The 15,796-nt window shown below is 39.4% G+C and carries 14 protein-coding genes and 1 pseudogene; 14 read left to right on the forward strand and 1 reads right to left on the reverse strand.

The window, feature by feature from the left end; genetic code table 11:
• Positions 1-245: 245 nt before the first annotated feature.
• The 11 genes from ACTWPX_RS19555 to ACTWPX_RS19605 all read left to right on the forward strand — a co-directional run bounded on the left by ACTWPX_RS19555 (position 246) and on the right by ACTWPX_RS19605 (position 11,151).
• Positions 246-914: an exopolysaccharide biosynthesis polyprenyl glycosylphosphotransferase gene (locus ACTWPX_RS19555; protein WP_443121163.1), complete on the forward strand. Its 669-nt coding sequence runs from the start codon at positions 246-248 to the stop codon at positions 912-914.
• Positions 915-928: 14 nt separating this feature from the next.
• On the forward strand, positions 929-2,158 hold the full coding sequence (locus ACTWPX_RS19560; protein ID WP_443121164.1) for a glycosyltransferase family 4 protein: 1,230 nt from the start codon (positions 929-931) through the stop codon (positions 2,156-2,158).
• Positions 2,159-2,173: 15 nt separating this feature from the next.
• Complete coding sequence (locus ACTWPX_RS19565) at positions 2,174-3,547, forward strand: sugar phosphate nucleotidyltransferase (RefSeq protein WP_443121165.1); 1,374 nt, start codon at positions 2,174-2,176, stop codon at positions 3,545-3,547.
• Positions 3,548-3,553: 6 nt separating this feature from the next.
• Positions 3,554-4,513 carry a hypothetical protein gene (locus ACTWPX_RS19570; protein WP_443121166.1) on the forward strand — a complete coding sequence of 320 codons (960 nt, stop codon included), beginning with the start codon at positions 3,554-3,556 and terminating at the stop codon, positions 4,511-4,513.
• Positions 4,514-4,568: 55 nt separating this feature from the next.
• Positions 4,569-5,510 (forward strand): NAD-dependent epimerase/dehydratase family protein, encoded by a 942-nt coding sequence (locus ACTWPX_RS19575; RefSeq protein WP_443121167.1) that lies wholly within the window; start codon positions 4,569-4,571, stop codon positions 5,508-5,510.
• Complete coding sequence (locus tag ACTWPX_RS19580; RefSeq protein ID WP_443121168.1) at positions 5,507-6,253, forward strand: YveK family protein; 747 nt, start codon at positions 5,507-5,509, stop codon at positions 6,251-6,253. Before ACTWPX_RS19575 ends, ACTWPX_RS19580 begins: the two co-directional genes overlap by 4 nt.
• Positions 6,237-6,845, forward strand: a complete 609-nt coding sequence (locus tag ACTWPX_RS19585; RefSeq protein ID WP_443121169.1) for a tyrosine-protein kinase family protein — start codon at positions 6,237-6,239, stop codon at positions 6,843-6,845. The genes ACTWPX_RS19580 and ACTWPX_RS19585 overlap by 17 nt, the downstream gene beginning before the upstream one ends.
• A gap of 33 nt (positions 6,846-6,878) precedes the next feature.
• Complete coding sequence (locus ACTWPX_RS19590; protein ID WP_443121170.1) at positions 6,879-8,300, forward strand: oligosaccharide flippase family protein; 1,422 nt, start codon at positions 6,879-6,881, stop codon at positions 8,298-8,300.
• A 35-nt stretch (positions 8,301-8,335) separates the two neighbouring features.
• On the forward strand, positions 8,336-9,568 hold the full coding sequence (locus ACTWPX_RS19595) for an O-antigen ligase family protein (protein ID WP_443121171.1): 1,233 nt from the start codon (positions 8,336-8,338) through the stop codon (positions 9,566-9,568).
• Between the two features lies 1 nt (position 9,569).
• Positions 9,570-10,613 (forward strand): glycosyltransferase family 4 protein, encoded by a 1,044-nt coding sequence (locus ACTWPX_RS19600; protein WP_443121172.1) that lies wholly within the window; start codon positions 9,570-9,572, stop codon positions 10,611-10,613.
• A gap of 379 nt (positions 10,614-10,992) precedes the next feature.
• Positions 10,993-11,151 carry a VOC family protein gene (locus ACTWPX_RS19605; protein WP_443121239.1) on the forward strand — a complete coding sequence of 53 codons (159 nt, stop codon included), beginning with the start codon at positions 10,993-10,995 and terminating at the stop codon, positions 11,149-11,151.
• A 305-nt stretch (positions 11,152-11,456) separates the two neighbouring features.
• Here the strand turns inward: ACTWPX_RS19605 and ACTWPX_RS19610 are convergent.
• Positions 11,457-11,903, reverse strand: a pseudogene (locus ACTWPX_RS19610) (MerR family transcriptional regulator); the annotation flags it as partial.
• A 241-nt stretch (positions 11,904-12,144) separates the two neighbouring features.
• On the opposite strand from ACTWPX_RS19610, the gene ACTWPX_RS19615 reads away from it, so the two are divergent.
• The 3 genes from ACTWPX_RS19615 to ACTWPX_RS19625 all read left to right on the forward strand — a co-directional run bounded on the left by ACTWPX_RS19615 (position 12,145) and on the right by ACTWPX_RS19625 (position 15,762).
• Positions 12,145-12,759 carry a GNAT family N-acetyltransferase gene (locus ACTWPX_RS19615; RefSeq protein ID WP_443121173.1) on the forward strand — a complete coding sequence of 205 codons (615 nt, stop codon included), beginning with the start codon at positions 12,145-12,147 and terminating at the stop codon, positions 12,757-12,759.
• 134 nt (positions 12,760-12,893) lie between these two features.
• Positions 12,894-13,451, forward strand: a complete 558-nt coding sequence (locus ACTWPX_RS19620) for a dihydrofolate reductase family protein (protein ID WP_443121174.1) — start codon at positions 12,894-12,896, stop codon at positions 13,449-13,451.
• A 265-nt stretch (positions 13,452-13,716) separates the two neighbouring features.
• The gene (locus ACTWPX_RS19625) at positions 13,717-15,762 is read left to right on the forward strand and encodes a BglG family transcription antiterminator (RefSeq protein WP_443121175.1); all 2,046 of its coding nucleotides are present in this window, start codon (positions 13,717-13,719) and stop codon (positions 15,760-15,762) included.
• The last annotated feature ends 34 nt before the right edge of the window (positions 15,763-15,796 follow it).

Here is a 15,796-nt window from a genome sequence, read left to right on the forward strand (position 1 = left end):
CCGAAAATGGACTGATATAAAGTTGAAACATGAATTTTTTCAAAAGAAATCGTTCCATTCACTACTTCCAATATATTTACACTCGTTAATTGTCACGCTTCTTGACAGGGGGGAAGATAATCCTATTCTCCAAAATTACCTTTCTAATGAACTGAAAATCTGGTAAGATAATTTAAAGCGATTGTTCATTATTAAGAACGAGAAAGTGATTAATTTCGATAAATTAATTTTGGGAGGTGTGGGTTTTGTCGCTGAAAGTCGAGAAAAGAAGGGAAAAAAGGAAAGAAGCTATTGATTTCGGATTGTTCTTTATAGAAAATACCTCTCTATCATCTGCTTCATATCTTTTTATACGAAGGTTATTTGACATTGTTCTGGCTATAGCTGGTTTAGCAGCTGCTTTGCCACTCCTTATTATTTTTTCCGTCGCAATTAAATTGGATACAAGAGGTACAGTGTTTTACTGCCAAGAGAGGGTTGGTGTGAAGGGGGAATACTTTCAGTTGCTTAAACTTCGGACAATGAAAATGGATGCTGAGAGAGATGGCCCAAGATGGGCATGCCTCAACGATCCACGTGTGACCGGGGTTGGGAAATTTCTCCGAAAGACAAGGATCGATGAACTGCCACAGCTTATTAACGTGTTGAAAGGAGAAATGAGCATTATCGGCCCAAGACCTGAACGCCCTGTTTTTACTGAGATTTTCAATCAGGAAACCCCTGGATTTATCAACCGCCTAATCGTCAAACCGGGATTAACAGGATGGGCCCAGGTAAATGGCGGATACGATATTTCCCCTGAGGAAAAGCTCGCTTACGATTTGGAGTATATTCATAAAAGGAGTTTCCTCCTGGATATAAAAATACTTCTTCTGACTTTCAAAGTCATGATAACTGGTGAAGGTGCAAGGTAAGAGGAGGAATATTAATGGAAGTATTATATATGTCTCCAAGGCCACCGTATCCGCCCCATAAAGGAGATCAGCTGATTGCTTGGGAACAGATTAAACAATTGAAAGTAAATGGGTACCAAGTTCATCTGATTACTTTTGTTAAATCGAAGCAAGAAGGGGAGTTTATTAAAAAAAAGCTTTCCCCTTACTGTAAAGAGGTCACTGTCTTTCCTATACATCCATTGCAAAATCTGCTTCGTTCGCTTAAGACGATTTATAACTTTAAACCAATTCAGGTTAATCTATTTTTTCACCCTCAAGTAAAGGAATACGTGATGGATATCTATAGAAGTCGTAAGCCGGATATTATACATGTTCAGACTGCCAGAGTTGCTGAATATTTCATAGATACCAAGAGCCCAAAGTGTATCGATATGATTGATGCTTTGTCACTGAATATGGAGCGGCGTGCCCAAACGGAGAAAAAGTGGCTAAAGCCGATATTCCTGCTTGAGTCTCAATTGATGAGACGATATGAAAGAGTCATTTTTAAGAAATTTGATCGGGCGATGATCGTTTCTGAAATCGATAAAAAATATCTAGGTAAACAACAAATCGTTGTTAATCCAAATGGAACATCAATCACTAAAAATCGTATTGCCGCCTATCCACCCACCACAAAGAAAAAGATCATCATTTTTCACGGAAACATGCAATATTATCCGAATGTCGAAGCTGTTCTTTATTTTGTGAAAGAGGTTTGGCCGTACATTCATCAAACCTATCCGGACTATGGATTTTATGTTGTAGGAAAGGATCCTGTAAAGAAAATTACTGCCCTGCATGGCAAAGATAATGTGGTTGTTACCGGATTTGTTGAAGATATATGCTTAAGTTTGATGCAGGCACAAATCGGTATTTATCCAATGAAGTCAGGAACAGGTATGCAGAACAAAATTGTGGAGTCGATGGCCTGTGGACTTCCGACAATTGCTTCTCCTCTAGCTTTGCAGGGAGTTACAGGAATGCGCGGGGATGAGCTGATATGTACAGAAGGTAGAGAGGGAATAATTACAGCTGTTAAAAGTTTGATTGAAAATCCCGAATTACAAAAGCGATATGGCAGTAAAGGTCAAGCGTATGTCCAAAGCAATTATTCCTGGGATCTTAACTGCAAAAGGTTAATCCATACATGGCAGGATGCTGTAATGGATAGAAGTGCTGAAAAACCAGAAAAAATGGATCCAATTCTTGTTCATCAGTGAAAGGCGGCGGGTTATATGCGGGTTGTCCTGTTATCTGGAGGCTCAGGAAAGCGGCTTTGGCCGCTTTCGAATGATGCTAGATCCAAGCAGTTCTTGAAAGTTCTGAAAAAGAAGGATGGAAAGATGGAGTCAATGGTTCAACGGGTCTGGCAACAACTTGGGAAAGCTGACCTGGCTGATATGGCGATTGTTGCAACAAGCAATTCTCAGGTAGAAATGCTCCAAAACCAGCTCGGCCAGCATGTTCCTGTAGTGGTGGAACCAGAGCGCAAGGATACGTTTCCTGCCATTGCATTAGCAGCCGTATATCTCTACTCCGTTGAGGGGTGTAGCTTAGATGAGGTTATAGGAGTTCTACCTGTCGATCCATTTGTAGAGGATCACTTTTTTGAAACTATAAAAAAGCTCGAATGGGGATTGAACGGGAGTGGGGCCGATTTAGCTCTTCTGGGTGTAAAACCGACCTATCCTTCGGAAAAGTACGGGTATATCGTTCCGAGTAGTGAAACAGCCGACGGCTTTATAAAAGTAAGCAAGTTTTGTGAAAAACCAAATGAGGCATCAGCAAAGAGGCTGATTCATCAACAGGCTCTTTGGAATTGTGGTGTATTTGGGTTTCGGCTTGGATATATCATCCAACTACTAAAAAGTAAAAATATCCCAGTACAGTATGATGCTTTACTGAAGTATTATGGAAAGCTCCAATCTACCAGCTTTGATTATGAAGTTGTCGAAAAGGCAAGTAATATCATTACCCTACCCTATTCGGGTTATTGGAAAGATCTTGGAACGTGGAACACCTTGACTGATGAAATGGAAACCCAAGTCATTGGCAATGGGGTCATTAGTAATGATGTAATGAGTTCTTGTATCGTGAATGAATTGGATATCCCGATTATTCTGCTAGGAATAGATAATATCGTGGTAGCCGCAAGCCCAGACGGACTGTTGGTAACAGATAAAAAGAGCAGCCACAAAATAAAGCAGTACGTTTCATATTTCCAGGATGGTCCGATGTATAAAGAATACGGTTGGGGGTGGAGCAGAGTACTGGAGTATAGCAAAAAAGATAACAGTACAGAAACACTTACGGAAAAAGTCCACTTGAGTGCTGGAAGAAACTTATATGATCAGGGCAATAGAAATCAGGAAGTATGGACTGTAACGGAAGGTGAAGGTGTCTTGGTCATGAATGATGAATTTTCATTCATCAGTACTGGAACCACCCTTATGATTCCAGCTGAGAAAAACTATACCTGGAAGGCCGGCAGCGATATGGAATTTATTGTATTCCAGAGCGGGGAACAATTAATGGATCATCGAAGGAACAACGACAGGATAGCCCGGGATCCGAAGAAGCCTGCTTATACGACGAACTCAAAGGCGTGAATAAGGATGAAGGTGCAGGGGGTATATATTGGAATCATTGTTTTACTTATAGCAGTGGTGGTATTGCTGGTAGGCTTTTTCATAAGTGAACCTATGAAAAAGCTTAGCGGTATCAGGGTTGAAGCTTATGGGGCTGATGGGAATGATGGTCAGGATGATTCTTCAGCTATACAAGCAGCCATTAATTACAGTCATGGAAACAACAAGCTGCCTGTCCAGTTACTGGGGGAGACTTACATTTTGAAGCAAGGATTGCGATTGAAAGAAGGAGTCGCACTAGAATTGGGTCTATCCACAAAGCTTTTGGTTGAAGGAAATTTCAATGTTTTGGAGTTAGAGAATCAAACCTCAATTACCAATGGAATCATTGAAATTACTACCCCCGAATTCAACAGTGTTGGAATTTACGTTAGTGGAGAAGAACAGGTTTGGACGACAGAACGTATTCATATCGAAAATGTGACTTTGTACAACTCCAGCGGTACCAATCGAGGGAAGGGGATTTCTTTTAACGCAGGAAAATCTGGAGAATTTATTAGTTTTGTGAATGTTATGGGGGTGAATTTGAGTGGGTTTCACACGGCAGTCCATTTACAAGCAGCACCTCCAAAGGGAGGAAAGGATTACAATTTTATCAATGGAAACAGGTTCGTCAATATGTCCCTGGATGACTGCATTGTCTGTATCCATTTTAACAGTGCTGTCACCATTCCTAATGAAGTATCGGGGAACATGTTTGAAAACCTGCAGGTCCAGCTGACAGAGCGAACGGATAAAGCGATTATTTTATCGGGTTCTAACAACACCATAGAAGGTATGGTCTGGGACGCTTCGTTTATAGAAGAGCGCCATAACTTAATAAAATTTACCAAAGAATCGTCAGGGAATTTTTTAAAAGTAAATTTATCTAGAAATAGGATCAAGGATGAAGGTCAGAGTAACCAGTATTCAACTCTGGAAGAATGACTGGGGATTATTTTTTCATCTTAAATTTACAATGAGTTATGGAAGGAAGGTTGCCATGAAGGTGTTAATAACTGGTGGGGCGGGCTTTATAGGATCGCATATTGTAGAAGAATTAGTAAATTCGCAATACGAGGTTATCGTGGTAGATAATCTTGTGACAGGGCATATGAAAAACCTTCTGCCCCAGATAAGTTTTTACAAACAGGATGTGCGAAGGAATATTGACGATCTTTTTGCAAAAGAAAAGCCGGATTACGTCATTCATCAGGCTGCTCAAGTATCTGTAAGTCATTCTTTCACAGACCCTTTATATGATTGTGAAGAAAATATTTTTGCTACACTGAATGTTTTACAAGCTTGTGTCAAGCATAATGTCAAAAAAATCGTGTTTGCATCTACCGCAGCCGTATATGGAAACCCAGTCTATCTTCCCATTGATGAAGCCCATCATCTGGAGCCGATATCCTTTTATGGGCTAACGAAAGTAAATGCAGAGAAGTATATCCAACTTTTTGCAGAGATCCATAACCTTTCCTATTCCATTTTACGTTATGCCAATGTGTATGGTCCAAGACAAGATGCCCGTGGAGAAGCGGGAGTCATAGCCCTCTTTATCGAAAAATTAATGCGTGGGAAGTCTCCTGTTATTTTTGGGGATGGAAAGCAGACGAGGGATTTCATTTTTGTCAAAGACGTGGCGCGTGCAAACGTTGCTGCGTTGGTAAACGGGGAAAACCAAGTTCTCAATGTAGGTACTGGGCAGGAAATATCTATTCATGAAATCATTGAGCAATTAGCGATTACCATAAGGAAACCTATACAGACTACATTATGTCCAGCTCGAGATGGAGACATACGCTCAAGTGTCTTACAAACCAGTCGTGCTCAATCTCAGTTGTACTGGTCACCTCGTTATTCTTTGCAAGAAGGACTTTTGGAGACCGTCCAATTTTATCAGCATGAGAATCCTTACGGGTTCCAAGAGGTGATTTCATGAGAGAGCAAATTGATATCAAAACATTCTTCCGTATACTTAAACGAAGAATTGCTACCGTTTTGGTTACTACTATAAGCATTACTCTATTAAGTGGAGCATTTATTTATTACTTCTTGAAACCCACTTATGAAGCGACAGAATATATTCTAGTAGGAAACTTGAGTAACGATGAGGAGGTCTACGTCGATCCGCAAACCATCAACAGGCTGATAGCTTCGACTGTTGATTTTATTTCTAGTCCGATCGTGTTTCAATCCGTGCAGACCGATATGGACCTCTCTCAAGAAGAGTTGGAAGAAAAAATTACCATAAAAAATAAGGAAGATTCCCAGATTATTTCTATTGTTATAAGAGATACGGACCAGGACCGGGCTAGAGAGCTTGCTCAACTCATTTCTTCCACCTCAGTGGAAGAAATGAAAGGTTCAATGGGAATGGAAAATATAACTATCCTAAGTAAAAAAGAAGGAACAAATAAACTGGAAAAAATAGGAGATCCTGTATTGAATCAGTTGTTAGCAACAATGGTGGGATTATTTTGTGGTATTGGTATGGCGATGTTAAAAAATCATTGGGATGATTCCCTGCAAAACTTGGATCAAATTGAACAGGAACTAGGTTTACCATTACTTGGAGTAGTGGAAGCCACTAAAGACGATCTGCCGAAATTCTACCGAAAACAGTTTGCAGGGGCGGAAGGGAATGTAAAAAAAGGAGGCAAAATCCATGCAGAGTCCCCTTGAGGATATTATCTCTGACGGTTCCAAGAATAAAAAGGGGGTCATCAACTTTAACCAGATGAAAGTGATCAGCAGTAAGGTTGAGAAGCAGACCCCATCCGTGCTGATGATTACTTCGATTCCTGCTGGAAAGTCGGTAGCCTTGATAGCAGCAGAACTTGCGGCAGCCATTGCGCTCCAGGAGAGGAAAGTCCTTCTTGTGGAAGGAGATTTTAAGAAACCTCAGCTACATAAGTGGTTTCATATGGAGCAGACTGCTGATACTCATCAGAAGCCGTTTACGCCTGTTTTGCCGACCTTTTTGCCAAATTTGGATGTACTTTTGGCAAAGGGTTCAAACGAAAATCCAATTGATATCTGGCTGGCCCCCTCGTTTAAGCAGCAGGTGGATTCATGGCAAGAGGCTTATGATCGAGTAATTTTTGCGGCTCCTTCTTTATATTCCGGTGTTGAAGCTGAGTTGATTGCTGATGGATGTCAGGAAGCGGTACTTGTCGTCCAACGAAAAAAGGATAAGTTGGAAGAAATAAAAAAGGCACATGCCAAACTTGAAATGGCAGGGTGTAAAGTAATCGGATTGGTATATCAACAGTGACCGATTAAGAAGGGTTAGAAGGGGCTAACATTCATGAGGGAAAATAAAAATTCCATAGGGAAGAATATTTTTCATTTATTTTACAGTACAGCATTTTCCAGCATCTTAAATGCAACTTCATTGATTGTTCTCGCCTCTTTTATCCGCACAGATGATTATGGCAGATTCAGTGTGGTACTCGCATTCGCTATGATTATGGCTTATTTGTCGGAAGCGGGCTTAAACCAGATTGTGCTTCGTGAAGGGTCCAAGAAAGAGGCTTCTATATCCTTGGTCATGGCATCTTTTATAAAACTGCGCATAGTACTGACGTTGGCAACGCTAGTGATTGGATTCCTTTTAATTCACAGGATTTACCCCGGTGACACGGAATTGATTACACTTTCCTATTTCCTGATCATTCCGCTTGTGACCGGAATATCCATGCAGAGTGTCAGTATTACCTACTTTCAGATGCTTGAGAAAATGCAATATTCCGGTTTGATAAGAATCTTCTCCGCAGGACTGCTGATCACCGTTATCTTGGCTGGGAAATATTTTCACATAAATCCCATGATCGTTTTTCTTTTATACGGATCTGCTTATTTTTTTGCTGGCTGTTTTGGCATATACTTAACGTTTAAAACCCTGACTCTTTCCATAAAGTCCCCTTTTTATAAAGGACTGCGCAAAAACTGGGTACCGTTTATGATGACCGGGTTATTATTTATCCTCCTCCCGCAGATCGGTCCAATTGTGTTAGAGCAGACACTGACACTGAAAGAAGTCGGCTATTTTGCAGTAGCTTACCGGATCCCACAAGCTTTGCAACAATTACCCTTTATCATTGCTGGCGCATTTTTTCCTGTGTTATTCCGTTTGTTCCAGGCGGGTGACCATCAGCAGCATTTATGGAAAAGTATCTCACAGGTGAAACTGATGATGGTATCTGGCATGCTGGCTACCATCCCTTTTTATCATCTTTCTGATTTTATCATCGGTTTTTTATTTGGGGAAAGATGGATAGAGACTGCTTTTTTACTGAAGATATTATCTTTGATCATGGTTTTTCAGGGAGGCAGCATTGCCTTGGGGGATGCTTTAACAACAAGGTCTCTCCAGTCGCGAAGAATGATTATTCTGGCCATAGGAGTAGTGTCAGGAGTGCTATTTTATATCGTCTTCAGTGAATTCTACGGGTTGATAGGAGCAGTGGCAGCTGGAGTTCTTATTGAACTGGTATTATTATTTGGATTCTTGTTATGTCATCCAGACCGGATCGTTCTCGGGAAAAGAGTCATAGTCCCATATTTAACTTACTTCTTTATCTGCCTTTTGATAATAGAACGATTTTTATCCTCTGTTCCGTTCCTTGCTGGCAGTGTCCATTTTATCCTTATTCTTTCCCTTGTCGGATTGGATAAGGAATGGAGGAGAAAAAGTCTTGGTATTTGGAAAAATACTCCCCCTGTATAAAAAATGGAAGTCAAAAATTCGAAAGGAGGCGCACGATGGGGCATCCTGATGTATCTGCTGTACCGCGTAGCAGCCTGATCCTGTTCTTTTTACTCTTTTCAGTTATGCTTGGCAAGTATCACATCTACATCGGCTTCGCATTTAAACCATATATGATGTATCTTGGAATTCTTGTTATCATACTGTCAGCTTCCTTCCGGTTTCAAAAGCTTCAGATTTTTGAGGTGATGCTTTTATTTTTCTATGTGGTTTATGTGTTTTCAGGGGCTTTTTCCTTGTATGCTTCCTCTAGTTTGAGAGTTATGTTTGGGATCTTTCTATATGTCATTTTTTATTTCGTTATGAAAGGGGTTCTCCAATTATTCCAGAAAAGTAAACTAGAAAATGGCATTGCCAATGCTGGCCTATTATTTAATGGAGGAAGTCTTTTTCTTTATATTTGGGGATTGAAAGACAATGGATTTTCCTTACTTGGAGATGGAGTGATACGACATGGGGTTTGGTTTGACCGTGATTATCCCAGATTGATCGGCTTGATTGAAGACCCGAACTATTTTGTTTTTTATAATACACTTTTTTTCACTTTCTATTTATGTAATCGTGGCTCATGGAAAAATAATACCGGTCTCTTATTGTGTTTAATAACATGCGTACTGACATTTTCCCGGGGCGGATTATTGATTCTTATGATAATTTTCATGGTTTATTTCTTCCTGAATAAATCCGCTAACCAATGGCGGTTACTTATATCCACCTTTACTTTCTTTCTCATAACTTGGGTGAGCAGCCAAGCTATGAATTTCAGCATCCTAGATATCCTCCAGAGCAGGTTTCAGGATTTCTCCGATGATGGAGGCAGCGGAAGGTTTGAACTATGGGGAAGGGCTTGGGATCTCTTTTCAACCAATCCTTTAGTGGGCATTGGTGCTAACAACTTCGCTGATTACAACGCTTTTGAATATGGAGAAAATCTTGTTGTTCACAATACATTTTTAGAGGTATTGGTCGAATCGGGGATTATTGGATTATTTGCATATGGTTTGTTTGTATTTACCGTTCTTATTCAAATCTTTCAGGCTAAGTTTCACCGAAAGTATCCATTTCTGTTCTTGACTTTCCTTGGATTTATGTTTCAAATGATGTTTTTGTCACTGATTGTTAATGATATGTTTTTATTATTTTTAGCACTCCTAGCTACTTATTTTTCTTATGAAAGAGAAATTGGCAAGGAAAAAGCAAACATAAACATTGTAAAGGAGGCAGGATGAGATGAATGTATTAATGCTTACGGATAAATTGACTATGGGCGGTGCTGAAAATTATTTCATCAAGCTCGAGAACAAAATGAAGACCGGTGCTGGCTTTCACTTGTATACAGCGGCCGGGGGAGGAGAACTTACTGATCAAATTATCAACAACCATAATTTTATGAAGTTATCTAGGAATCAACACCTTCTGAATATATGGCATCTTACCCGATATGTCTATAAGCGAGACATTAATGTCATTCATGCGAACAGTTTGCGGATGGTGCTTTATGCTGGTTGTTTAAGGAAGCTTGCCTGGAAAAAAAAGATAAAAATCATTTATACCAAGCATAATCTCACTGCTCTTGAAAAATTTCCGAAAATCTTTTCGTTATTGATGAATCATGGTGTTACAGGGATCATTACGGTGAGTGAGCACGAGAAAAGAGAACTCATGCATTTTGGGGTCCAGAAAGAGAAGATAACCACCGTTTACAATGGGGTTGATTTAGAAAAGTTCCCTTTTACTGAAAAATCTCAAACTGAAGTGTTTAAAGTTGGTATCCTGGCAAGGTTGTCTCCAGAAAAAAATCATAATTTGTTTTTAGATATCGCAGCCTCCATGAAAGAGGAATTAGATATACAGTTTTATATCGCTGGTGACGGCCCCGAACGGGAGGTTATCCAAGCAAAGGTACAAAAGTTAGGGCTTAACAAACGGGTAATGTTACTTGGGGAAGTACAAGAACCCTATAAATTCCTCCAATCGATGGATGCACTCCTGCTTACTTCCGAAAGGGAAGTATTTCCGATGGTCATCCTTGAGGCTATGGCAACAGGCACTCCTGTAATAACGATTAACAGAGGTGGGATATCGGAGGCAATCATAGACGGGGAAACGGGAATGCTGGTAGATGATCATTGCCTGCAATCCTTTCATGAAAAAATCCTCTCTTTAAAAGCTGACTATGAATTAAGAAAAAGGATCAGGTGTGCAGCCCGTCAAAAAGTAGTAAGGGAATTCAACTCTATGCATATGGTTGCGCATACCTTTGAACAGTATTAAATTACCCTAGTCAAATCAATATAATCAATTGATCAAATACACCTAATGAAGTTAATATTTCCAGTTCATTAGAACCACGCGGAATTAAAGAATTATTTTGATTTTGTGGAGAGTTAAAAGAAATTTAGTTTAAGAAAGGTTATTTAGAGGGAGTGTAGAAATTAATAGCAACGTCAAGACATTCAGGGGTAATGATGAAGATCGAGAGAATTGGTGCCAATATTGAAACACAGGACATTTCCAAAGCAATTCTATTAGGAACTACTAGGGCTTGATTAATTAATGGATCTTGGATTTATTGCCAGTTACGGTTCAAAAGAGAAAATGGACACTCAAATCAATTTTTTCAGAAGGAGGATCCGGCACGCGGGTCCCTGATTTGTCAATTGAGGTTGATGATTTTGAGAATATACGCATTCGCATAAAAGAAGCGAGGGTTCCATTTGAATATGGACCAGTTAATGAACTGCGGGGGGGACGGAGATTTTTTTTAAGAGATCCATTCGGTAAGCTTCTCAATATCCTTAGCTATCTGTAAACGAGTGAAAAAGCAGGAGTTCTAAAAGAAATAAAGATCTTCAGTAATATCGTAAATTCCTCAGTAAGGTGTTAGTCCGTTTCGGGAAAGAAACCGTATTAATTCAATTATATGCTCTTATCACTTACCTGTCGTATTGTTACATATACCTTTATGAGAACGTTATTCCCCATTTGGGATTCAGAGGACCGTTTAAGACAGCCTTTTTCCTATATCATGTGTCCGTACTCGAGAGTTTAGCCACTAAGAATCTTTATTCACCCCAGTATAAATATGAATCGCATCTCTTAAAAACTCTGCTGTTCTGCTTTTTGTGCTAACTCCCCGGCAGGGTCACCTGTTAAAAATGCTTTGTCAAGGACTTCTAAAACCTCTTTCTCAAGCATTTCCACTTCCGCATATTCCTCCTGGGTCATTTTTTTCAGCTTTTGATTGGATTTATCGGCTGATTCATCTCCATACTTCGCTCTTACTTCTTCACCGAATTTCTTTTCATCTATGAGATTTTGTTTAAATGCTTCAAATTTTTCTTTGTCGCTCATGTTCGTTCTCCCTTCCTTAGATGCTAAAGTTCTATTCACGTTAGCAATCAAAACGTCTAAATGCTCTCGCTTTGTAAGAAGCTTTTCGCGGTGATCCTGCAGCGCATTTACCTCGTCAAAAACCGGGGAACTCAAAATTTTTTTAATTCTTTCTAAATTCACATCCAGTTCGCGGTAAAAGAGGATTTGCTGGAGTTTATCAACTTCCTTTATTCTTATTTTTTAGAATGATCGATTTTTTTGCATTCTTAAAGGGGGGTTTTTGCCAAAGATCCGTGAAAATAAGATTAACTGAATCCACATCAAAAATTAAAGGAGATATTACTTGCTAGAGGAAATTAGAGGCAGGACCACCTAAAGAGCCGATTGGAACAAAGTTGTAACTTCTGGAAGAATACCTTTGCTCTTATGAATCGAGCTGAAACAAATACAATGAACAGGGGGATGAAATGTGAATATTATTCGTGCTTGTGAAGTAGATAGAGATATAAAAGATGAGATGAGTATGATCTTTGTAGATGGCTTTTATGAATGGCTGAATTACTTTTCAAAACATAAAGGTAAACTTTACAAGACATTTGCTCATATGTTTAATACAGAAGTTTTCTATACAGTTGAAGTTGACGACAGTATTGTTGCAATAGCCGCTTGTACTAAAAACAATATACCTTCAGTCAAATTGAAATATAGTGAATTCAGAAAGCATCTTGGCTTATTCATGGGCAGCATAGCTTATGTAATTCTTAAAAAAGAATTCGAGAAAAAGAAATACCCTTTTCAAATGCACGGAAAAATGGCTGCTATAGAGTTTGTGGCAACGTCGGTGAATTATCGAGGGACGGGTGTGGCGACTGAACTGTTAAAATCGATATTGGATGCAACTTCATATGACGAATATGCTTTAGAGGTAGCTGATACGAACACAAAAGCCATAAAACTTTATGAAAAACTTGGATTTAAAGAGTTCCTTCGTATACCTCAAAAGCACAGTGAAAAGAGTGGTGTCAATAATCTGGTGTATATGAAATATGTAAGGAAGAAGGGAATTGAGTCCGAGTATAATTGACTTAAGAGCAGCCAAAAAGGTGTTAATGCTAAGAAAGCATAGTAAAGGATCTTACAATTAACGGTGCCTTTTATTGAAAAATAAACGAAGTTAGCTTAAGCAAACATGAAAACTATGAAATGAGGAGAATGAAGGTGGCAAAAGTTGTTTTAGGAATGACCATGTCATTAGATGGGTATATCAACGACAGAAAAGGGAGTGTAGGTCGGCTGTACAGGGATATGGAGGAGCTGCGAAAAAGTGAAATCATGCAGGAATCAATACAAAATACAGGAGCAGTAGTCATGGGAAGGAACGCTTATGACATGGCAGGAGACCCGGATTTGTACGCGGAAAATTATGAATTTCAAGTACCTATCTTTGTAATTTGTAAAAATGAACCTCTCAAGCCTCCAAAAGAGTCAGAGGGATTGACATTCACCTTTGTTACCCAGGGGATAGAAAGTGCTATTGATCAGGCAAAAGAAGTGGCAGGAAATAAAGAGGTTACGGTTATAGGTGGAGCAAAAACAGGTCAGCGATGCATAAAAGCTGAACTCGTAGATGAGTTGCATATCGATATTATGCCTGTTCTTCTTTGTGAAGGTATTAAGCTGTTTGAGTACATTGGCGAAGTTCCGATTGAATTAGAAAAGATCAGCTTAAGGGAGATTGGAGAAAGAACTTGTATCCAGTTTCGAGTAGTGAAATAGGGATAATAATTAATCAGAAGCGTGTGTATAATACATGTGCTTCTTTTTTTATTGGCAGAAAGTTACCTAGTGAATCTATATTTTCCATTGTTAACTACAAGCGGTGGGAAGCAGCCTCCAGCTCCAGTGTTTTTCTGTAACTGTTAGAATATTCAATAAGTAAATCCCGATGTTGTACATTAACTGTTCGTCATCTTGGGATGAAAGCGTATACATATGCGTTTCCATGGGTGCTACAATAAATGTGTGGAAGGGAGGGAAACCGGTGGCATTAAATGAGCGCAGTAAAAAAATTCTTGATGACTTAGTTATCAATCCACGAATCTCCAGTACTACTCTTGAAAAGAAACATAACCTTACAAGAAGACAGCTTGGCTATAGTTTCAACAAAATAAATGAGTGGTTATTGGTACAAAACCTTCCCCATATTGAGCGAACAAAACAAGGGCAGTTCATTATCGACCAGTCGATATTTACTAAGGTGAATAGTGAAGACAGGGCATCAGTAAGTACACCCGTGCTATCAGAAAGGCAGCGAACTTACTTAATTATCCTGATGCTCATCAGCAGGGAAGGGCTATCATTGAACCACTTTACGCTTGAGTTGGACTTTAGTAAAAATACGATTCTGCATGATTTAAAACAAGCTCAAGCTTTTTTAGATGACTACAATTTGACCATCAAATACTCAAGGAAGTCAGGCTATTTATTGGAAGGTGAAGAGTTTCAAATTCGCAGAGTCCTGATCAGAGTTGTCTACGAACTGTTATCGATGCATAGCGGGGCGGAAAAGGTCAGAGAATTAGCTTTATTATCTGCAGATGAACTGAAGCAGCTTACTTCTTTGATTGAGAAGTTTGAAGCCAAGATTCATATTCAATTTACAGATGAAAAGATTGAAACCCTGCCTTATATTCTTACATTAATTTCAAGAAGAATCTCGAAGGGTTATGTCATTTCAACGATGCCAGTGAAACATGAGGATGTGTCGAATACAAAAGAGTTTCAGGCGATTGAAGAAATTTTCCACTCCGCGGATATACCTGAAAAGGAGCAGCTGTTCATCACTCTCCATCTGCTGACGACTAACGTTTATCGATCAGAGGAGCTTTCAAAAGATGAAACAATGTTTGAAATGGTTCCGGCAGTTAAGCAAATGCTCCAATTATTTGAAAGAAGTGCATGTATATATTTTAAAGACAGAGAACAATTGGTCGAAAAGCTTTTTCAACATCTTCGGCCCGCTTATTATAGGATCAAATACGAGTTAACAGAAGCTCAACCCATACAAGATTTTATTACAGAAGAACTTAAAGAGGTTCATCATCTTGTGAAAAGGTCGATTTCTCCACTAGAGGATTTTATCGGACAGAAGATACCTGAAAATGAAATCATTTATGTAACGATGCTCCTTGGTGGCTGGATGACAAGACAAGGAGAGAGTATTGAAAAGAAAGTGAAAGCTATCGTTGTTTGCCCTCAGGGGGTTTCTGTTTCCAGGTTACTCTTCAATCAGTTGAAAGATTTATTCCCTGAGTTCGTGTTTCTGGACTCCTTATCTGTTAGAGAGTATACGGAGTATGGATTGGATTACGATTTCATATTTTCTACAACTCCTTTGTCAGCAGAAGGCCATGTATTTATGTGTCAGGCTTTTCTGGATAAAGAAGATCGACTAAGGCTGCGGAAGCAAGTGATGATGGAAGTACAGGGCTTTATTTTAAATGATATCCATGTCGATCATTTAATGGATATCATAAGAACTCACACTTCGATCAAGGATGAAAAGGCATTAGTAGAGGAACTTCACTCCTATGTCCATCGAGATGAAGAATCTTCTATCAAACAAAGTACCCAAAGTAAGGATATTCACTTAGATGACCTTCTTCCAGCGGAGTATATCTCGCTTAGAAAATCAGTCCATTCTTGGGAAGAAGCCATTCGAATAGCTTCTACGCCTCTCGTAAGTGAAGGGTACGTAGAAGAGCGCTACGTAGAATCAATGATCCGGCAAAACAGGGATCCTTATATCGTAATCGCTCCTCATTTGGCTATCCCGCATGCTGCTCCTGAGAACGGGGTGAACAAGGTCGGGATGAGTCTATTGAAGGTAGAGGAAGGCGTTACGTTTACGGAAGAAGAGACCGTTCATATCATTGTCGTCATAGCGGCCGTTGACAAGAGAAAACATATGCATGCATTGATGCAGCTGATGAACCTGGCAGGATCTGAAGAAGATAGGAACAGAATCATTGAATCAAGGAACTCCAGAGAAATCGAAGCGTTGATACAGCAATATTCCAGTGAATAAATGCAGCAACAATATTATGAATAATGTGGTGAAT

It is taken from the genome of Halobacillus sp. H74 (genome assembly GCF_052246715.1).
GTDB lineage: Bacteria > Bacillota > Bacilli > Bacillales > Halobacillaceae > Halobacillus > Halobacillus litoralis_A.